Raw genomic sequence first — 20,178 nt, 5'->3', positions numbered from 1 at the left:
AGCGCTGTCGGCTGTCCAAGGCTTTTTCTCGCCGTGTAATGCATAGTCGTCATGGACGCAGACCGACGCAAAGCAGTCGCAGTCGCCGCCGCGGAAGAGGGAGCCGAGCACGCCTCTGCGCGGTTCCGAACGGAACTAGACATCGAACAGAAGGACGACGAAATCGACCTCGTGACCGAGGTCGACCGCGAGACACAACGGCGGGTCATCGCGGCGATTCGAGAGCAGTTCCCCGACGACGCGGTCGTCGGCGAGGAGGAAGACGAACTGAAGACCGTCCCCGAGACGGGCTACGCGTGGATTATCGACCCCATCGACGGGACACAGAACTACACGCGGGGGGCCCGCGAGTGGGTAACGAGCGTCGCCGTCGTCAAGGACCAGACGCCGATTGCGGCGGTGAACGTCTCACCCGAGACGGGCGACACGTACGTCGCCACGGAGATGCGAGTCGAGCGAAACGGACGGCCCATATCGGTCAGCGACGAACCGAACACCAGCGCGTTTCTCGTCTCCTCGACGCTCCGGTACCGGGAGGGCGACAGACCGGGAATCGAACGGCTTTCGGGGGACATCTTCGGGACGTTCGGCGAGCTTCGAAAGCTCGGGACGACGCAACTGACGCTCTCGCGACTCGCCGACGGGTCGATAGACGCCGTCGTCGGACTCGACGAGCATCCGAACGCGTGGGACACCGTCGCCGGAGCCTACCTCGTCGAGCGCGCGGGCGGAACAGTAACCGATATTCACGGAGACGAGTGGGGACCGGGACAGCCCGGCCTCGTCGCGTCCAGCGGGAGCGCACACGGCGAGGTACTCGACGCGGCGCAGGCGGCGTTCGAAGCGACGCGATAGCGGCGTCGCCGCTCCGGTGTCGCCGCCCCGGCGTCTGCCGAGACGACCCCCGGCGGCGGGGCTGTGACACATGAAATTACACATTTATGTCTGTAATGGAGAGGCGTGTGCGACACCGACGACAGCGAAACCACGGTGACGGGTGGGCGGCGACAGCAGGACAGCCAGTCGACCACGAAGATATGCCAATTTGAGAACATATAGAGAGTTGGGACCGCACTACCGACCGACGACAAACGAGTATCACGACTCCAGCAGGTCACCGGGCGGACGGCGAGCGAATCGGTCGCTTCCCCGCTCCGACGAGCCTATTTAAACGTTCACGCCTCCGAAAATCGAGTCGAAAGCGGACGTCTCAGACCCTCGTTCGCCCGTGAGACGAAACCTCACGCGTCTCGGAGAGAATCGACGTTCCTCGCTTCCGAATAGGTATAAACGGATGCGGCGTTCACCCCGCCGAAGAACACATAATTCCAACGATAACTCTCCGTAACCAGCTTAGAGGGGCGTGTTAACTATTGACAGATTCGGAGAGTTGATATAAAGGTTTGGTCCTGCGGAACGGTTGGAACACCTGTTTGTCGAGTAGTCGCTTCCAATCGAGCGTCCGGCATCGCTGTCGAGTTCGCCGGCCGGCCGGCACAGCCGCCCCAACAAACGGAGGTACATCTTTAACCCCTGACCGTGGATTCCCCCCCATGAATAGACACGACCCGTCCGGCGTGCTCAAGACGACCGCCGCCTCGTTGGCGCTCGTCGACCACATCCTCGAACTGGAGGGGGCGACGATGAGCGAGCTGGTGGAGGCGACGGACCTCGCGAAGAGCACGGTCCACGCTCACCTCAAGACGCTCGCGGAGTACGGCTACGTCGTGAACGTCGACAACGAGTACCACCTCGGGGCGAAGTTCTGTCACCTCGGCGACTACGTCAGGACGCGCAAGGACTACTACCGGGTCGCCCAAGAGACCGTCTCGTGGCTCGACAGCGAGTCGTCGATGGACGCGGACTTCGCGGTCGAAGAACACGGTCGCATCGTCTCGTTGTACGGCGACCTCGAGTTCGCGAACTCGCCGCGCTTTCTCATCGACGGCAGTCCGTTCCACGTCCACACGACGTGTTCCGGCAAGGCGATTATCGCCGAGTACCCGGAGACGCGGGTGCGGGAAATCATCGACCGCTGGGGACTGCCGGCGGCGACGGACGACTCCATCACGACCGAAGACGAGCTGTTCGCGGAGTTGGCGACGGTCCGCGAGCGGGGGTACGCCGAGAACAGCGGCGAGGCGGTCGAGGGATTTTGGGCCATCGGGCAGGCCGTGAAGTCGCCGCGGGGCGAGGTGTACGGGTCGCTGAATCTGAGCGGCCCCGCCTACGTCATCGACGAGGAGACGCGGGCGACGCAGGTCGAACTGCTCGAACGCGCCGCCGAGCGGTTCGAACAGGGCGTCGCCGAGCTGTACCGGACCCAAGCGAGCGAGACGACCGAAGAGTGAGAAGTGAGATGGAAGAGAGATTCGCCGGACTGAGGCGAGTTGGGCGGGCGCGTTACGCCGGGACGTTACCCGACGGAACGACGCCGTCGTCCGTCCAGCCGCGACGCTCGTAGTACGCTTCGAGCGCCGCCTCGAACCCGTCTAGCTCGTCGGCGTACGGGAGCGTGTCGTCGCCGCGGTCGAAGCCGCGCTGGTTGTTGAAGTGCCGTTCGAGCGTGACGACGCGGTCGCCGACGGCCAGGAGCTCCTCGAAGTCGGCACCGAACAGCATCTCGTAGCGCTCGGGGGTCATGAAGTCCCGCGAGAACTTACAGACGATGCCGCTGTCGTTGAGCGCCATCTGGTTTTCCTTCTCGATGAGACGCTTGGGCTTGCCCTCGAAGCCCTCGGGCGGGTAGGCGTCGTCCTTGCCGACGAGCGGGTACTCCTGCGAGTAGAACACCGCGTACATGTGGTCCGCGCCGCGATTGGCGACGGCGTACGACAGGCCCTGTCCGTGGAGGACGCGCCCCTCGTGGGCGGCGAAGTCCATCCCCTTGACCGTCCAGTTCTCCACGCCGAGGTCGTCGTGCACGCGGGCGATACCCTCGGCGAGGTCGTCGCCGACGCCCTCCCGGAGGGCGATTTTCTCCACGAGGTCGTGGATGAGGTCGGTGTTCCCGAACTCGTCTTCGCTGGCGAGGTAGGCCGCGACGGTGTTGCCGGCCGAGATGGCGTCGAGTCCGTAGCGGTCGCACAGCTCGTTCGATTTCATCACCTCGACGATGTCGTCGACGCCGGAGTTCGACCCGAACGCCATGGCGACTTCGAACTCGGGGCCCTCGGTCTCGACGCCGGCCTCCTCGTCTCTCGTGGGGAGTTTGCACGCGAACGCGCAGGCCGAACAGGTGCCCTTCTTGTACTTCTTTTGCTCGACGGCGTCGCCGTTGATACCCTCTGCGCCCGCGAAATGGCGCTCGGAGAAGTAGTACGACGGGAGCCCGTCCATCTCGTTGGCGAGGTCCATCACGGCGACCGTCCCCTGTCGCTTCATGATGTGGTCGTCGGTGGCGGCGTCGCGGTGAATCTCCATCTGTGACGCCGGAATCTCGATGTCGGGCGCGGAGTCGCCGCCGAACGTGAGCGCCTTCACGTTCTTCGACCCGAGGACGGCCCCGAGCCCGCCGCGACCGAACGCGCGCTCCTCGCTCGTCATGATAGAGGCGAAGCGCACGAGGTTCTCGCCGGCGGGGCCGACGACCATCGTCCGGTCGGCTTCGATGCCGTGTTCGTCGTCGAGGTACGCGACCGTCTCGGGGACCGTCGCGCCGGCGAGGTCCGGGACGGCCTCGAACTCGACGCCCTCGTCTGTGACGTGGAGGACGACCAACTCGTCGCTCGCGCCCGCGAGTTCGACCGCCGAGTAGCCCGCGTCCGCGAAGTTCCGCGAGACGAACCCGCCGGCGTTCGACGAGCAGAGGCCGCCGGTCAAAGGCGAGACGCTGGTGCAGTTCGTCCGGCCGGTGAAGCTCATGTTCGACGCCTGCATCGGACCCGTACTGAAGTAGACCCGGTTGTCCGGGCTGAAGGGGTCCACGTCGAAGGGGACCCGTTCGTGGGCGAGTCGGGTGGCGACCCCGCGCCCGCCGACGTAGGATTCGAGAACCCCGTCGATGTCTTCCGTCCGACTCGTCTCGTCTCCCAAGTCGACCGTGAGAAGCGGACCTTTCGAGTGTAACATTGGAAAAACAAGGAGTTGCCTCCCACAAATCCATTGTGGTTACTGGTGTGTCGCTACCCGAATCACCGCGGGAAACCGGTTCCGAAACCGGATACTGTGTACGTTATCAATAGGAATCGTGGACAAATTATTTATGACTGTTCTGCATGGGTTGAGGTATGGTCGCAGGTCCACCGATTCACGAGTTGCACTTCGACGACGCGCCAAACGTGGGCGACGTTCCGGGGCCGAAGTCGACGCGACTCCTCGAAAAGCAACAGCGAATCGACAGTAGCGCCGTCTCGTACCCCGAAGACATCCCCATCGCGTTCGACAGCGGCAAGGGCGCGACGGTGCGCGACGTCGACGGCAACACATTCATCGACATGTTCGCCGGCATCGGCGTGCTGAACGTCGGTCACTCGAACCCGTACGTCCTCGACGCGGTTCACGAACAGACGGACAAGTTCGTCCACACGGTCGACTTCCCGACGGAGGCGCGGCTCGACCTCATCGAGAAGTTGGACGAAATCGCGCCCGAGGGACTGCGCGGCAACAACCGCGTCGTCTTCGGGGGCCCGACGGGGAGCGACGCCATCGAGGCGTCCATCAAACTCGCCAAGTACAACACCGGGGGGACCGGTCTCGTCGCCTTCCGCGGCGCGTACCACGGCGCGACGAGCGGCGCGATGAGCCTCACCGGCAACAAGAAGTTCAAGGGCGACTACTCGCCGCTCCTCCCCGACGTGGTCCACGCGCCCTACCCGAACACCGTCGAGATGGGCAAGGGACCGCAGGAGGCGGTGGACCACTGTCTCGAAGAGGTCAAGGCCATCTTCGAGGACCCCTACGGCGGTCTCGCCAACCCGGCGGGCATCTTCGTCGAGCCGATTCAGGGCGAGGGCGGCGTCGTCACCCCGCCGAAGGGCTTCCTGAAGGGCCTCCGCGACATCGCCGACGACAACGGCGTGCCGCTCGTGTTCGACGAGATTCAAAGCGGGCTCGGTCGCTCGGGCAAATGGTGGGCCAGCGAGTGGTACGGCGTCACGCCGGACGTGATGACCTCGGCGAAGGCGCTCGGCGGGACCGGCTTCCCGCTATCGGCGACTATCTACCACGAGGACCTCGACACGTGGGGGTCGGGCGACCACGCGGGCACCTACCGCGGCCACGTCGTCGGGATGCGCGCCGGCACCCGCGCCATCGAGTACATCCAGGAACACGACCTTCTCGCGCACGCCCGCGACCTCGGCCAGTACATCCGCGGTCGGCTCTCGGAGGTCGCAGAGGACAACCCCCGAGTCGTGGACGTTCGCGGCAAGGGGCTGTTCATCGCCGCGGAGTTCGTCGACGCAGAGGGCGAACCCGACGGCGACGCGGCCGACGCGCTCCAGCAGTACTGCTTCGAACACGGCGTGCTGGTGTGGAAGGCCGGCCGGCACGGGAACATCCTGCGCCTGCTCCCGCCGCTCGTGCTCACCCGCGACCTCGCGGAGACGGCGCTCGACGTTATCACCGACGGCATCGAGGCGGTCACTGCCGAAACGAAACGAGTCTAACCACGGTCCCACCACGATGCCACCGGAACGAGTCACCACGGACGACGCCCCGCGCACTGACACCCCCTACTCGCAGGGCGTCGTCGCCGGCGACACGCTCTACGTCTCGGGCTACGGCCCGCTCGACCCCGAGACGGGCGAGGAGGTCGACGGCGACATCGAGGCACAGACCGACCGCGTCCTCGACAACATCGCCGCCGTCGTCGCCGAGGCCGGCGGCGACGGCCTCGACGACGCGGTGAAACTGACGGTGTACGTCACGGACCTCGACGACTACGAGCGGGTCAACGAGGCGTACGGCGCGCGGTTCGACGAGGTGCCGCCGGCCCGCGTCTGCGTCGAGGTCGCGCGACTGCCCGGCGACGTGCGGGTCGAGATGGACGCGATAGCGTCTCTCGGGTAGGTCGCGGCGGGCGGGGAGTCAACCGCGCGACCCCCGGTTTGTCGAGGCCGGCGAACCGCCGCTCAGTCGTTCAGGTCGTCGACTCGGCGGTCGCGGCGCTCGTTCGCGGCGTCGATTCGCTCGAGGAACTCGGACATCTGCGCTTTCATGTCGGCGCGCAGGTCCGCCGCCGAGAAGTCGTCGGACTCCGCGAGGAGCCTGACGAACGCCTGTAGCTCCTCGTCGGTTAGCTGGTCGAACGCGCCGCGTTCGAGCTTGTCGATGACGGCGTCGACGTCGATTTGGCCGACGGGTTCGACGTTGAAATCGACCGTGACCATCCGGTAGTCGGAGCCGGCCAGCTCCTGTTCGGCCTTGTTGACGCCCTCGGAGAGCATGTCCTTGAACGGGGTGTAGTAGCCCATCGTCCCGAGGTGGAGAAAGGCGAGCATGTCGGTGATGCCCCGCGTGTACGCCTCGCGGTCGGCGGCGTCGGGGTTGAACACCGTCTCGCGGTCGCGGTCTTCGAGCGACTCGAACAGGATGGTGAAGTCGAGTATCGCGTTGCGGAGGCGGCGTCGAATCCGGTTTCGCTTCTGTTTCTTCGAGTGGTCGGTGTAGTCGGTCTTCCGGCCGAGCAGGAACTCGCGGTCGCTCGGCGTGAGGATACCGCGGCCGCGGTCGGCGGCGTAGGCGAGGTCGTCGGTGCCGTCCGTTCCGTCGGCGTCGTTTGCCATATACAGAACGCGTGTACGAATTCGATTAAGCGTTACGAACGGCCCGAAAATCCGGGCGAGACGGACCGAAAGCACGGAACTTCTCGGAGTTCGTCTACAGTTCGTATGAGCGCGCCGAGGGAACGCAAGCGAGGAGCGCCCGTGAGGAGCGAAGCGCCCGACTGCGACGTGACAATCCACCGAAGGCGGCCGACAACCGACTTTCGACCGTTTGTAAACGGATTTCGTTCTCGGCGTCACCGATAACCACAAATTTTATGGTAATGTTTGCACTTGTCGTGATGTGAGACATCACGTAGCATGGTGTCCGTCGGAGCGATAGCATGACAGACCACATTACAGCACACGGGTGCAACGGTCATCGTGGCGCACAGTTCGGGGCGCGGGCCTCGACCAGTCAATCGGGAGGTGGCGGTCCCGTTCAGGCGGGGTCGAACGGGGCGATTACGCATGGGGGGTGTCGGCGGTGAGTTCCTCGAACGGCGTGGTCGGCGAGTTCCTCGACGAAATCGAGCCGGTGATATTCGCGTTCGGCGCGGCGATAACCCTGCTCTTCGTCGGCGCGTTCAGCCTCAATCCCGATGCCTCCTACGAGTTCGTCCTCGGGATTCGCCGGTGGATTCTCGACACGTTCAACTGGTTCTTCCTGCTGGCGATGCTCGGGTTCGTCCTGTTCTTGGGCTTCGTCATCTTCGGACCGTGGGGGAACCTAAAGCTCGGCGACGAAGACCCCGAGTACGGCTTCCTGTCGTACTTCGCGATGATGTACTCCGCCGGACTCGCGGCGGGTATCGTCTTCTGGGGGCCCGCTGAGGCGCTGTTCCACTACTCGACGGTCCCGCCGCTGTACGGGGCCGAGGCCCAGTCCTCGGCGGCGATGCCGCTTGCGGTCCAGTACTCTATCTTCCACTGGAGTCTGACCCAGTGGTCGTGTTTCACCGTGATGGGCCTCGCCATCGGCTACTTCGTCTACAACTACGACGCGCCGCTTCGCGTGTCGGCGGTCCTGACGCCGATTCTCGGCGCGGACAACGTCGACGGCGCGATAGGGAAAGTCGTCGATATCCTCGCCGTGTTCGCGACCCTCGGCGGCGTCGCCACCTCGCTGGGCTTCATCGGGAGCCAGTTCATCACCGGCCTGAACTTCCAGTGGGGCATCCAACTCGGCGACGTGGGGACCATCCTCGTCATCACGGGCATGGTCGTCATCTTCACCATCTCGTTGGTGTTGGGCGTCGACAAGGGGATTCGCCGGCTCTCGAACTTCAATATGATCATGTTCGCCCTGTTGATGCTCGCGACGCTGATATTCGGGCCGACCTTCCGCATCCTCGAACTCGGCACGCAGGCGACCGGCGGCTTCATCGGCGACTTCTTCCAGATGAGCCTGTTCACGCAGGCCACCACGACCAGCGCCAGTAAGTGGGTCAACGCGTGGACCGTCTTCTACTGGCTCTGGCCGCTGGCGTGGTCGCCCTTCGCGGGCCTGTTCATCGCCCGCATCTCGCGCGGTCGGAGCGTCCGCGAGGTCGCGTTCGCCGGTATCGGCGCGACCTCGCTCGCGACGGTCCCGTGGTTCGCCATCGTCGGCGGCGCGGGCGTCATCATGCAACACACGGGCGCGGCGAACGTCCTCGGACCGGTCTCGGAGTACGGCGAAGCGGTCTCGGGCTACGTCCTCTTCGGGAACCTCCCAATCGCCGGGCCGGTGCTCCTGCTCGCGTTCCTCGTGCTCGTGACGACGTTCTTCGTCACCTCCGCCGACTCCTCGACGCTGGCGGTGTCGATGATGACGACCGGCGGCAAAGAGGAGCCCTCCGCCCTCAACCGCATCTTCTGGGCCGCCCTCCAGGGCGCGGTCGCGTCCATCCTGATGGTCGTCGGCGGCGTGAACGCCCTGCAGTCCGCGGCGATTATCACGGGCGCGCCGTTCGCCGTCATCTGCGTGATAGCGACGCTCGGGCTCATCCGAACTTTCCAAGACGACTACGGAAGCCTGCTCCTCCAAGACGAGACGAACCTCTTGGGCAAGTCGGAGTCGACCGGCGGGCAAGCACCGGCCGCGAACGTCTCCAGCCACGACGACGACTGACGCCGAATCCAGCCGAACGTCGTTCCGTCCCGTCTCTGTCCCCGTCGCCGTCCATCTCCGTTCTCTGCGGCCCGGTTCCGACCGCGAGCGCCGTCGTCGCGGCCGATGCGGCCGACGTGGCCGTCGCGAACTGACCAACACGGTCGTCCCTGAGATACCAAGTTTTAATGTATGCTATTAACAAATCCTGTGTATGGATAGGGATACCGCAGAGCCGGATGCAGCAGCGCTACCCGGCCCAAACGCCGAGAAGTGGGTCGAGTTCCACCACAAGCACGCCGCGCCCAGCGAGTACTCCCACGAGTTCGTCTGGGACGTGACCGCTGAGGCCGACGGCCCGTTCGTCACCGACGTGGACGGCAACGTCCTCTTGGACTTCACCTGTCACATCGGGGCCGCCCCGCTCGGCTACAACAACGAGAAGGTGCTGTCGAAGCTCCGCGAGTTCGACCTCGTCGAACCCATGAAAATCGCCGGGCAAGACATGTACTTCGGCGCGGGACCGGACCCCGAGACCGCCGAGTTCCCCGGGTCGAGCCACCTGATGGACAAACTCACCGACGTGTCTTCCCATTACGGGATGGACACGGTGTTCCTGTCGAACTCCGGGGCCGAGGCCGTCGAGAACGCGATGAAGATAGCCCACGACCGAAAGGCCCCCGCGAAGTACGGCTACGCCTTCGAGGGGAGCTTCCACGGTCGGACGCTCGGGACGCTCTCGCTCACGAAGTCGAAGGAGGTCTACACCCGCCACTACCCGCAGGTCGCGGGCATCGAGACGGTGCCGTTCTGCGCGGATTCGGGCTGTTCGGCGGACACCTGCGACTGCGGCTTCTTCGCCGGCAACGGCTCGCGGTTGCGGAACGCCCTGTCGCCGGAGGGCGGCCACGTCAACCCCGACGAGGTCGCGTTCGCGATTCTCGAACCGATTCAGGGCGTCGGCGGCTACCGCTTCCCGAGCGAGGCGTTCATGGCCGAAGTGGGCGACGTCTGCGACACCTACGACATCCCGCTCGTCGTGGACGAGATTCAGTCGGGCGTCGGCCGCACCGGCGAGATGTGGGCCGCCGACCACTACCCCATTGAACCCGACGTCATCGCCAGCGCGAAGGGCCTCCGCGTCGGCGCGACCGTCTCGCGGTCCGAGGTCTTCCCGACCGAGAAGAACCGCCTCGGGTCGACGTTCGGCGGCGGCGACCTGCTCGCGTCGATGCAGGGCGCGCTCACGCTCGACGCCATCGAGGAGTACGACCTGCTCGACAACGCGACCGAGCGCGGCCGGCAGGCGACGGAACTCCTCGCCGACGACGCGCCCGACCACGTGGTCGACGTGCGCGGGAAGGGCCTGATGCTCGCCGTCGAGTTCGACACCAAAGCACGCCGCGACGCCGTCGTCGAGGCGGCGCTCGACCGCGGCCTGCTCACCCTCGGCTGTGGGAAGAAGACGATTCGCCTGCTTCCCCCGCTCGACTCCACCGAGCGCGAAATCGAGCTGGGCGTGGGCATCTTCTGTGAGGCGATGGACGCCGTGGCGACCGAAGCGGTCGCGTGAGCGTCGGCGTCGCCGAGCGAACAGTACGGAAAATACGGACCCGATACGCGGTCTGTCCCGTTTTTCCGGACTCGTCAGGCCGAGTCACCAGACTCGCCGACGCATCTGTCCAGCGAGTGCGAGACGACGTCGACGCCGTCGAGCGCCGAAAGCGAGTCGAGCGCGTCCGCGAGGTGGTCCGGGCCGCTCCCGTCGAGTCGGACCTCGACCGGGACCCGATTCGGCGCGTCGGACGCGGTTCGGGGGGCGCGCTCGACGCTGTCGAGTTCGGCCCCCGACGCGGCGACGGCCTCGGAGACGTCGCCCAGTATCGCCGGCCAGTCGTCGAGTTCGAGGCGCGCTTCGACGGCGCGCCCGAGCGCCTGCATCCCGACGCGGGTCAGTTCCGCGTGTTCGGCGAGACCGACGTTGCCGCCGGAGACGACGGCGGCAACGCGCTCACCCGCGACGTCGACCGCGCCGGAGAGGAGCGCGGCGACCGGGGCCGCGCCGGCCGGTTCGGCGACGGTCTTCGCCCGCTCTGCGAGGACCGTGGTGGCGACCGCGAGGTCCGTGTCGTCGACCGAGACCACGTCGTCGACGCGGTCGCGGACGACCGCGAAGGTCCGCTCTAACAGCCGCGCGTCGGCGATGCCCTCGGCGACGGTATCGACCGCCGAGAGCATGCGAATCTCGTCGGCCTCCAGCGAGGGCTTGGCGTGGGCCGCGCCCTCGGGTTGGACGCCGACGACGCGCACGTCGGGGTCGCGCGCCTTCAGCGCGGTGGCGATACCGGAGATGAGACCGCCGCCGCCGATGGAGACGAGAACCGTGTCCACGTCAGGCGCGTCGGCCGCGATTTCCCGCCCGACGGTTCCCTGTCCGGCGATGACGGCCGCGTCGTCGAAGGGATGGACGAACTCCAGTCCCTCGTCCTCGGCGAGTCGCAGGGCGTGTTCGTACGACTCCTCGTACAGGTCGCCCTCGACGACGACGTCCGCGCCGTAGCCGCGGGTGGCGTCGATTTTGACCGCCGGCGTGATTTCGGGGACGACGATGGTCGTGTCGATATCCAGCAGGTCGCCCGCGAGCGCGACGCCCTGCGCGTGGTTGCCGGCGCTGGAGGCGACGACGCCCCGCTCGCGCGCCGACTCGGGGAGTTGCGCCATCGCGTTGTACGCGCCGCGAATCTTGAACGACCCCGTCCGCTGGACGTTCTCCAGTTTGAGGTCGACCCGCTCGGCCCCACAGCGGTCGGCTATCGTCCGGGAGCTATCGAGTGGCGTCCGGTGGACCACGCCGTCGAGTCGCTCGTGGGCGTCCGCCACGTCGTCGGCGGTGACGACGTCCGACACCGGGGGTGCCGACTCGCCGGTGACGCGCCCGTCACTCATCGGTTCGCTCCCGCGATTTCCGGTACCGACTCGACGCCGGCGACTGACAGAATCGACCGCGTGAGCACCTCCACGCCGGTTTGGAGGCTCCGCTCGTCCACGTCGAACGTCGCGGTGTGGTGGCTCGTCGGGTGGTCGGTGCCGACGATGGAGTAACACGCGAGGCCGCCGTCGCGCTGGACGCGCTCCATGAGGAACGTCGCGTCCTCGCTCGCGCCGAAGTCGGCGGTCGGCACGACGCGGTCGACGCCTTCAACTGTCTCGGCGGCGTCGGCGACCGCCTCCACGAGTTCGGGGTCGCTGTCGGCCCGCGGGCTCTCGCTGACCACGTCGACCGTCGCCTCGCAACCGTGCAGTTCGGCCGCCGACTCGAACCGCCGGCGGAGTTCGGACTTCGCGTACTCCATGAGTTCGGTCGTCTCGCCGCGCGCCTCGGCGACGGCCTCGACCTCGTCGGCGATGACGTTGCTCGCGGTGCCGCCTTCGACCCGGCCCACGTTGACGCGGGTCATCCCGTCGGAGTGCCGCGGGATGCCGTAGACGCTCTCGATGGCAGTGCCGAGCGCGTGGATGGCGTTCGCGCCGGCCTCCGGCGCTTTCCCAGCGTGGGCGGTCGTCCCCTTGATTGCCGCGTCGATGTGACACATGGCGAGCGGTTTCTCGATGCCGGCGACGACCTCGCCCGTCGGGTGGTCGAGGCCGACGTGGACCGCGAAGAAGTAGTCGATGCCGGCGGCGTACTCGCTTTTCGCCATGGGTGCGCCGCCCCCCGAAATCTCCTCCGCGGGCTGGAAGAACACGACGAGTCGACCCGAGAAATCGCTCTCCTTGACGGCTTCGAGCGTCGCCAGCCCCCACGCCATGTGGGTGTCGTGGCCGCAGGCGTGCATCGTCTCGCCGGTCTCCGAACGGAAGCCCTCGGCCGCGGGGTCGTGGCCCGCGTCGTTCGACTCCTCGATGAACAGCCCGTCGATGTCGACCCTGAGGCCGACCGTCGGTCCCTCGCCGCGGTTGAGGACGGCGACACAGCCGGTCGTCCCGCCGCGGAGGGGTTCGAGGAGGTCAGGGTCGACCCCGCGGTCGAGCGCCCGCTCGTACCACTCGTCGAGGCGGTCGTCGCTCGGGACGGCCATCCGGTCTGCGGGGTCGTAGGCGTCCGCGCCGACGGCGAGGTCGTCCACGCCGATGGCGCGCAGTTCCTCGACGAGCCGCGCGGTCGTCCGGAACTCGCACCAGCCCGGTTCGGGGTGGCGGTGGAAGTCTCTGCGAAGCTCCGCTAATCGCGCTCGAACGGCGTCAGCCATGCGTACACGTACCATCCGCCACCCACTTAAGCATAAACGGTATCCGTGGACACCGACTACGCAAAAAGACTAAGGGAGCGTCACCCAATCGATGTAGCAATCGCGCCCGCGACGCGCGCGACTCACACCATGACCGAGACAGACATCGTCGTCCTCCGCGAGGGGACCGAGGGCCTTTCGATGGAATCGTACGCGAACGCGCTCCGCGAGCGCCTCCCGGACCGGACCGTGACGCTCGCCCGGACACCGAAACAGGAACGCGAACTCGTCGCCGACGCCCGCGTCGCCACGGGCATCACGATAGACGAGGACCTGCTGGACCGCGCCGACCGACTCGAACTGTTCGCCTGCACGTTCGCCGGGACCGACCACGTCCCGATGGACGCGCTCGCGGACCACGGCGTCGCCGTCACCAACGCCGGCGGCATCCACGCGCCGGGCATCGCCGAGCAGGCCATCGGTAACATGCTCGTGTTCGCCCGCCGCCTCCACGAGGGCTGGCGGCGCAAGGAGCGCGCCGAGTGGCGGCACTTCCAGTCCGGCGAGTTCACCGACAGCACGGTGACGATTATCGGCCTCGGCTCCATCGGGCAGGCCGTCGCCCAGCGGTTGCAGGGCTTCGAAGTCGAGACTATCGGCATCCGCTACACCCCGTCGAAGGGCGGGCCGACCGACGAAGTCGCCGGCTTCGAACCCGACGCGATTCACGACGCGCTCTCCCGGAGCGAGTACGTCGTCGTCGCGTGCCCGCTGAACGACCTGACCCGCGGACTCATCGGCGAGATGGAGTTCGCCACGATGCCGACCGACGCGGTGCTCGTCAACGCCGCCCGCGGCGGAATCGTCGACACCGACGCGCTCGTGTCGGCGCTCCAGTCGAACAAAATTCGCGGGGCCGCGCTCGACGTGACCGACCCCGAACCGCTTCCCGCCGACCACCCGCTGTGGGGGTTGGAGAACTGCCTCATCACCCCCCACACGGGCGGTCACACGCCGAAACACTGGGACCGACTCGCCGACATCGTCGCCGGGAACCTCGGGCGGCTCGACGAGGGCGCGGAGTTGGAGAACCAAGTGCTGGCCGCCAAGTCGAACTGACTCCCGATGGCGACGCAGGAACGCCCCGACGACCCTCGCGGCGACCAACACGCTGATTCGGGGGTCGACCCCAGCGACGACCCCCGCGCCGACTACGACTACGTCGGCGGCGACACCGACCGCGAGGCGCTCGTCTCTGACCTCGAACGCCTCGTCGAGGGCGACGTGCGGTTCGACGAGTACACTCGACAGCTGTACGCGACCGACGCCTCGGCGTACGAGGTGCTCCCCGTCGGCGTCGTCATGCCGATTTCGACCGCCGACGTGGCGGCCGTCGTCGACTACTGCGCCGACCGCGAGATTCCCGTCCTCCCGCGCGGCGGCGGCACGAGCCTCGCCGGACAGGCCGTCAACGAGGCGGTCGTCCTCGACCTCTCGCGGCACATGGACGGAGTCCAGTCGGTGGACGCCGAGGCGGCGACGGCGACCGCGCAGGCGGGGGTTACGCTCGCGGACCTCAATAACTCCGCGGCCGACCATGGTCTCACGTTCGGCCCGGACCCCGCGGCGGGCGACCGGAGCGTCCTCGGAGGCGCTATCGGCAACAACTCCACCGGCGCGCACTCGCTGAAGTACGGCAAGACCGACTACTACGTCGAGGAGTGCGAGGTCGTCCTCGCCGACGGGAGCGTCCACCGGTTCGGCGAGGTTCGCGTGGACGACCTCCGGGAGAAGGCCGACCCCGAGAGCGACGCGTGGGGGGACGACGGCCCGGAGAGCCCGCTTCTCCCCCGAATCTACGCCGAGGTCGTCCGCGTGCTCGACGAGGAGCGCGAGGAGATAGACGCCCGCTACCCGGACCTCAAGCGCAACGTCTCGGGCTACAACCTCGACGCGCTGGTCGAGGAGGCCCGCGGGGAGCGCCCGCGTTCCGACGGGACCGGCACCGACCCGGACTGCGAGTCGGGGACCGTGAACCTCGCGCGCCTGCTCGCCGGGAGCGAGGGAACCCTCGCCGTCGTGACCGAGGCGACCGTCTCGCTCGAACCGCTCCCGGAGACGAAGGCGGTCGCGCTCCTCACCTACGAGGACGTGTTCGACGCCGCCGCCGACGTGGCCCCCATCCTCGACCACGACCCGGCGGCGGTCGAACTCATCGACGACGTGCTCATCGACCTCGCGCTCGACACCGCCGAGTTCCGCGACGTGGCCGCGTCGCTCCCCGACGGGACCCGCGCGGCCCTGCTGGTCGAGTTCTACGCCGACTCCGACGCGGACGGCCGGCGGAAAGTCGCCGACCTGCTGACGGCCCGCGCGCCATCGGTGACCCCGGAGGCGACGCCATCTTCGGACGTCGGCGTCGCCGACGACGCCCGCGCGTTCGACGCGCTGGAAGCCCACGACGAGGCGGCCCGCGCGGGACTCTGGGAGATGCGCAAGGCCGCCGCGCCCATCCTGCTGTCGCGGACGACCGACGAGAAGCACATCTCCTTCATCGAGGACTGCGCCGTGCCGGCCGACGAGCTACCGGGGTACGTCGAGCGGTTCCGCGAGGTCATCGACGACCACGACGCCAACACGAGTTTCTACGCCCACGCGGGACCGGGCGTGCTCCACGTCCGCCCGCTCGTCAACACGAAGACGCTCGACGGCCTCGACTCGTTCGAAACCATCGCCGACGAGGTGACGGAGTTCGTCGTCGAGGCCGGCGGGTCGGTGTCGGGCGAACACGGCGACGGCCGCGCGCGGACCCAGTGGAACCGCAAGCTGTACGGCGACCGGCTCTGGAACGCCTTCCGCGACCTCAAGACCGCGTTCGACCCCGACTGGCTCCTGAACCCGGGGCAGGTCTGCGGCGACGTGTCTATGACCGAGAACCTCCGCTTTTCCCCCGACTACGAGTTCGACGCCGGCTTCGAGCCGGAACTCGACTGGGACACCGAAAACGGCTTTCAGGGGATGGCGGAGCTCTGCCACGGCTGTGGCGGCTGTCGGGGCGACCAGTCGACCACCGGCGGCGTGATGTGTCCGACCTACCGCGCCACGGAGGAGGAAGGACTGTCCACCCGCGGCCGGGCTAACATGCTCAGGCAGGCGATGAGCGGCGACCTCGACGCCGACGCGACGGACACCGAGTTCATGCGCGAGGTGCTGGACCTCTGTGTCGGCTGTAAGGGCTGTGCCCGCGACTGCCCCAGCGAGGTCGACATGGCGAAGCTCAAAGCCGAGGTCGAACACGCCCACCACGAGTCTCGCGGCGCGAGCCTTCGGGACCACCTGTTCGCCGAGGTGGACCGGTTGAACGCGCTGGGCTCGCGGCTCGCCCCGCTTTCGAACTGGGCGGCGAAGGTGCCGGGCGCGCGGACGGTCATGGAAAAGACCGTCGGCATCGCCAGAGAGCGGTCGCTTCCGACGTTCCACCGCGAGTCGCTGGAAGACTGGTTCGAGGCGCGGGGCGGCGCTCGCGTCCCCGAGGCCGAGGCGACCGACAGGGTGCTTCTGTTCCCGGACAGCTACACCAACTACAACCACCCCGACGCGGGGAAGGCCGCGGTCCGCGTCCTCGAAGCCGCCGGCGTCCACGTCTCGATTCCCGACGACGTGACCGCCACCGGCCGCCCGGCCCACTCGAAGGGCTTTCTCGACCGGTCGCGAGCGCGCGCCGAGACGAACGTCGCGGCGCTCGCGCCCCGCGTCGAAGCCGACTGGAGCGTCGTCCTCGTCGAGCCGTCTGACGCGGTCATGCTCCAGTCGGACTACCTCGACCTGCTTTCGAGCGACGCGGCCGAGACCGTCGCCGCCGAGACCTACGGCGTCATGGAGTACCTCGATGCGAAGCGCCTCGTTGAGGGGCTCGACTGCGACGCGGCGGCGGGCGCGGGCGACGAGACGCTGACGTACCACGGTCACTGCCACCAGAAGGCGACGCGGAAGGACCACCACGCGGTGGGCGTCCTCCGCCGCGCCGGCTACGACGTGGACCCGCTCGACTCCGGCTGTTGCGGCATGGCGGGGAGCTTCGGCTACGAGGCCGAACACCACTCGCTGTCGAAGGCCATCGGCGGCATCCTCGCCGACCAACTCGGTGAGAGCCGCGGCGACACCGTCGTCGCCCCCGGCGCGTCGTGTCGGACGCAACTCGAAGACATGGACGGCGCGGTCGACGACCCCCCACACCCGATAGAGAAAGTCGCCGACGCGGTCGCTGACTGAGAAGCGCGCCGAAAAAGAACCGCAGGTTGTGTCAGCTTTCGCTCGACGGCCAGCCGCTCAGGGCCGCTCAGGGCCAGAGGCCCCGCGTCTCCTTCGCGCCGCCGATGCGGGAGAGCGCGACCACGTACGCCGCGTCGCGCCACGTCAGGTCGCGTTCTTCGACGTGTTCGCGGACCGCGTTCCACGCCTTGAGCATCTCCGCTTCCAGTTCCTCGTGGACGCGTTCGAGCGACCACTGGCGGCGGTTGATGTCCTGTAACCACTCGAAGTACGAGACCGTCACGCCGCCGGCGTTGGCGAGGATGTCGGGGAGGACCGGAATCCCGCGCTCTTCGAGGACGGCGTCGGCCGCGAACGTCGTCGGCCCGTTCGCGCCCTCGACGACCATCTCCGCCGAGATGGCGTCGACGTTTTCGGTCGTGATGACGTTCCCGATGGCCGCCGGGATGAGCACGTCCACGTCGAGTTCGAGCAGTTCCTCGTTCGTGAGCGACTCGGGGGCGTCGTAGCCCGATACCATGCCGGGGCGCTCGTCGTGGCCCTCGACGTCCTGCGTGTCGAGGCCGTCGGGGTCGTAGATGGCCCCGTCCACGTCGGAGACGGCGACCACCTTCGCGCCCCACTCGTCGAGGAGGCGGGCGGCGTTCGCCCCGACGGACCCGAACCCTTGGACGGCGACGGTCGTGTCTTCGATGTCCCAGTCGTAGAAGTCGACGGCTTCGCGGGTGACGATGGCGACGGAGCGACCGGGAGCCTCCTCGCGGCCGTACGACCCGCCGATGACCGGCGGCTTCCCCGTCACGACCCCGGGCGTCGTCTCGCCCTGTTGCATCGAGTAGGCGTCCATGAACCACGCCATCTCCTGCGGGCCGGTTCCCATGTCGGGCGCGGGAACGTCTTTCTTCGGCCCGACGACGTTGCGAATCTCCTCGGCGAAGCGGCGCGTGAGTCGCTCGCGCTCCTCGTCGGAGAGCGTCTTCGGGTCGACCGCGACGCCGCCCTTGCCGCCGCCGAAGGGCAGGTCCATCACGGCGCACTTCCACGTCATCCACATCGAGAGCCCGATGCACTCGTCGGCGGTCACTTCCGGGTGGTAGCGAAGCCCGCCCTTGTACGGCCCGCGCACGTCGTCGTGCTGGGCGCGGAAGCCCGTGAACACGTCGAGCGAGCCGTCGTCCCGGCGGAGCGGGACCGACACCTGCTGGACTCGGGTCGGATGCTTCAGGCGCGCGACGACGCCGTCGTCGACGGCGGCGTGACTCGCCGCGCGTTCGAGTTGCCTGCGCGCCGTCGCCAGCGCCGATTCGGGTTCGGACCCCGTGCCGCCGTCGGCGACCGCCTCGCCGTTTCGATTTTTGCCATCTTCGTTCATTCTATTAGGGCTGTGACCCCGAGTCATAATTAAGTTGTGAATAATCGACGGGGGAAGTCGGCCAGCGGCTCCGCCCCGTCGGACGTGACGACGAACGTCTCGCTGAGTTCGACGCCGAAGTCGTCGAACCAGAGGCCGGGGATGGTGTGGAACGTCATGTTCTCTTCGAGGACGGTCTCGTCGCCGGGGCGGAGGCTCGCCGTGTGCTCGCCCCAGTCCGGCGGGTAGCCGAGTCCCATCGAGTAGCCGATGCGGTCTTTCTTCTCGATGCCGTACTCGGCGATGGTGTCGCGCCACGCCTTCTCGACGGCCTCGCAGGTCACGCCGGGTTCGACCGCGTCGAGTGCGGCTTCCATCCCCTCGACGACGATGTCGGCCCGCCGAGACAGCTCTTCGGGGGGGTCGCCCACGAACGTCGTCCGCGCGAGCGGCGAGTGGTAGCGGTGTCGACAGCCGGAGAGTTCGATGATGACCGGGTCGCCGTCCTCGAACTCGCGGTCGGTCCACGTGAGGTGCGGCGTGCCGGTGTGGTCGCCCGAGGGCATCAGCGGGACGATAGACGGGTAGTCGCCGCCGTAGTCGTCGGTGCCCTCGATGAGCGCCGAGTAGATGGCCTCGGCGGCCTCGTACTCGGGAACGCCCTCCTCGATGACGTCGAGACCGGACTGCATCGCGTTCTCGGAGATGCGGGCGGCCTCGCGCATGTAGTCGAGTTCGGCGTCGGACTTCTTGATGCGCACGCGGTTCACGAGGAGCGTCGTGTCCTCGAAACTCGCCTCGGGGAGGTTCTTCTGCAGGCGCGTGTAGGACTTCGCGGTGAAGTAGTAGGCGTCCATCTCGAGGCCGACGCGCGCGTCGTCGACGCCGAGGTCCGCCAGCACGGCCGCGACGAAGTCCATCGGGTGGAGGTCGTGGGGCGACTGCACGTGGTCGTCGCTGTACGGTCGAATGCTCTCCTCGCTCAGCGTGGTCGTCGCGCGCGCGCCGTTGGCGTCCATGTCGCGGCCGACCCACACGGGTTCGTCGCGGTCCCGCGTCACCACGACGCCCTGATGGACGTAAAAGGACCAGCCGTCGTAGCCGGTGAGGTAGTTCATGTTCGCGGGGTCGCTCACGAAGAGCGCGTCCAGCCCCCGCTCGGCCATCCGCTCTTTCGTCCGGGCGATGCGTCTGTCGTACTCGGCGCTGTCGAATACGGCTCTTGGCATGGGAACCTCTATCGAACCATCGGATAGGGCCCGTAAAAAATTTTTGTGGACCATGGTCATGGATTCTGTGTACACCGATGGCTCGGGCGAGAGCAATAAAGTACACAATACACAAGACCACCAACAGGAACGGGTAGTCTTATTTATCCCCCGTCTTTATACCGTGTCCAAAACAACCCTCAAGCTACGATTATCCAGATTATATAAATAATTTAGATTAGTTGGATTATTCTAATTCGTAGTAATGTATTATTAGAGCAATACTAACTGGCGCCGACTCACCGAGAACAGTACGCAT

14 protein-coding genes are annotated in these 20,178 nt (G+C 67.1%); 8 read left to right on the top strand and 6 right to left on the bottom strand.

Annotation, left to right across the window (positions count from 1 at the left end; all coding sequences use genetic code 11):
* Window positions 1-51: 51 nt before the first annotated feature.
* Both ACFQI8_RS12530 and ACFQI8_RS12525 read left to right on the top strand, forming a co-directional pair.
* On the top strand, window positions 52-855 hold the full coding sequence (locus ACFQI8_RS12530) for an inositol monophosphatase family protein (RefSeq protein ID WP_390245251.1): 804 nt from the start codon (window positions 52-54) through the stop codon (window positions 853-855).
* A 698-nt stretch (window positions 856-1,553) separates the two neighbouring features.
* A complete protein-coding gene (locus ACFQI8_RS12525; RefSeq protein WP_390245249.1) occupies window positions 1,554-2,351 on the top strand; it encodes an IclR family transcriptional regulator in 798 nt (265 codons plus the stop codon).
* Between the two features lie 52 nt (window positions 2,352-2,403).
* Here the strand turns inward: ACFQI8_RS12525 and ACFQI8_RS12520 are convergent, their stop codons facing one another.
* Entirely contained in the window at window positions 2,404-4,071 is a 1,668-nt protein-coding gene (locus ACFQI8_RS12520) for an aldehyde ferredoxin oxidoreductase family protein (protein WP_390245247.1), read from the bottom strand.
* Between the two features lie 158 nt (window positions 4,072-4,229).
* Between ACFQI8_RS12520 and ACFQI8_RS12515 the strand changes: the two genes are divergently transcribed.
* Together ACFQI8_RS12515 and ACFQI8_RS12510 are read left to right on the top strand one after the other, a co-directional pair.
* Window positions 4,230-5,609 carry an aspartate aminotransferase family protein gene (locus tag ACFQI8_RS12515; protein ID WP_390245245.1) on the top strand — a complete coding sequence of 460 codons (1,380 nt, stop codon included), beginning with the start codon at window positions 4,230-4,232 and terminating at the stop codon, window positions 5,607-5,609.
* 16 nt (window positions 5,610-5,625) lie between these two features.
* Window positions 5,626-6,012 (top strand): Rid family detoxifying hydrolase, encoded by a 387-nt coding sequence (locus ACFQI8_RS12510; protein ID WP_390245243.1) that lies wholly within the window; start codon window positions 5,626-5,628, stop codon window positions 6,010-6,012.
* Between the two features lie 62 nt (window positions 6,013-6,074).
* Here the strand turns inward: ACFQI8_RS12510 and ACFQI8_RS12505 are convergent, their stop codons facing one another.
* A complete protein-coding gene (locus ACFQI8_RS12505) occupies window positions 6,075-6,728 on the bottom strand; it encodes a hypothetical protein (protein ID WP_390245241.1) in 654 nt (217 codons plus the stop codon).
* Window positions 6,729-7,185: 457 nt separating this feature from the next.
* Here ACFQI8_RS12505 and ACFQI8_RS12500 point away from each other — a divergent pair, with 457 nt between their 5' ends.
* Together ACFQI8_RS12500 and ACFQI8_RS12495 are read left to right on the top strand one after the other, a co-directional pair.
* Window positions 7,186-8,820, top strand: a complete 1,635-nt coding sequence (locus ACFQI8_RS12500; protein WP_390245239.1) for a BCCT family transporter — start codon at window positions 7,186-7,188, stop codon at window positions 8,818-8,820.
* A gap of 193 nt (window positions 8,821-9,013) precedes the next feature.
* A complete protein-coding gene (locus tag ACFQI8_RS12495) occupies window positions 9,014-10,372 on the top strand; it encodes an aminotransferase class III-fold pyridoxal phosphate-dependent enzyme (RefSeq protein ID WP_390245237.1) in 1,359 nt (452 codons plus the stop codon).
* Window positions 10,373-10,446: 74 nt separating this feature from the next.
* Here ACFQI8_RS12495 and ilvA read toward each other — a convergent pair whose 3' ends face one another.
* Both ilvA and ACFQI8_RS12485 read right to left on the bottom strand, forming a co-directional pair.
* On the bottom strand, window positions 10,447-11,745 hold the full coding sequence (gene ilvA, locus ACFQI8_RS12490; RefSeq protein WP_390245235.1) for a threonine ammonia-lyase: 1,299 nt from the start codon (window positions 11,743-11,745) through the stop codon (window positions 10,447-10,449).
* Window positions 11,742-13,049 (bottom strand): amidohydrolase, encoded by a 1,308-nt coding sequence (locus ACFQI8_RS12485; RefSeq protein WP_390245233.1) that lies wholly within the window; start codon window positions 13,047-13,049, stop codon window positions 11,742-11,744. The genes ilvA and ACFQI8_RS12485 overlap by 4 nt, the downstream gene beginning before the upstream one ends.
* A gap of 129 nt (window positions 13,050-13,178) precedes the next feature.
* On the opposite strand from ACFQI8_RS12485, the gene ACFQI8_RS12480 reads away from it, so the two are divergent.
* Together ACFQI8_RS12480 and ACFQI8_RS12475 are read left to right on the top strand one after the other, a co-directional pair.
* On the top strand, window positions 13,179-14,147 hold the full coding sequence (locus ACFQI8_RS12480; RefSeq protein ID WP_390245231.1) for a D-2-hydroxyacid dehydrogenase: 969 nt from the start codon (window positions 13,179-13,181) through the stop codon (window positions 14,145-14,147).
* A gap of 6 nt (window positions 14,148-14,153) precedes the next feature.
* On the top strand, window positions 14,154-17,300 hold the full coding sequence (locus ACFQI8_RS12475) for an FAD-binding and (Fe-S)-binding domain-containing protein (protein WP_390245229.1): 3,147 nt from the start codon (window positions 14,154-14,156) through the stop codon (window positions 17,298-17,300).
* Between the two features lie 67 nt (window positions 17,301-17,367).
* Here the strand turns inward: ACFQI8_RS12475 and gdhB are convergent, their stop codons facing one another.
* Window positions 17,368-18,672, bottom strand: coding sequence for a glutamate dehydrogenase GdhB (gdhB, locus tag ACFQI8_RS12470; RefSeq protein WP_390245227.1), 1,305 nt, complete (start codon window positions 18,670-18,672; stop codon window positions 17,368-17,370).
* A 29-nt stretch (window positions 18,673-18,701) separates the two neighbouring features.
* A complete protein-coding gene (locus ACFQI8_RS12465; RefSeq protein ID WP_390245225.1) occupies window positions 18,702-19,880 on the bottom strand; it encodes a M24 family metallopeptidase in 1,179 nt (392 codons plus the stop codon).
* Window positions 19,881-20,178: the final 298 nt, after the last annotated feature.

It is taken from the genome of Haloferax chudinovii, from assembly GCF_042663345.1.
GTDB lineage: Archaea > Halobacteriota > Halobacteria > Halobacteriales > Haloferacaceae > Haloferax > Haloferax chudinovii.
This window is presented reverse-complemented; position numbering and strand designations above follow the sequence as displayed.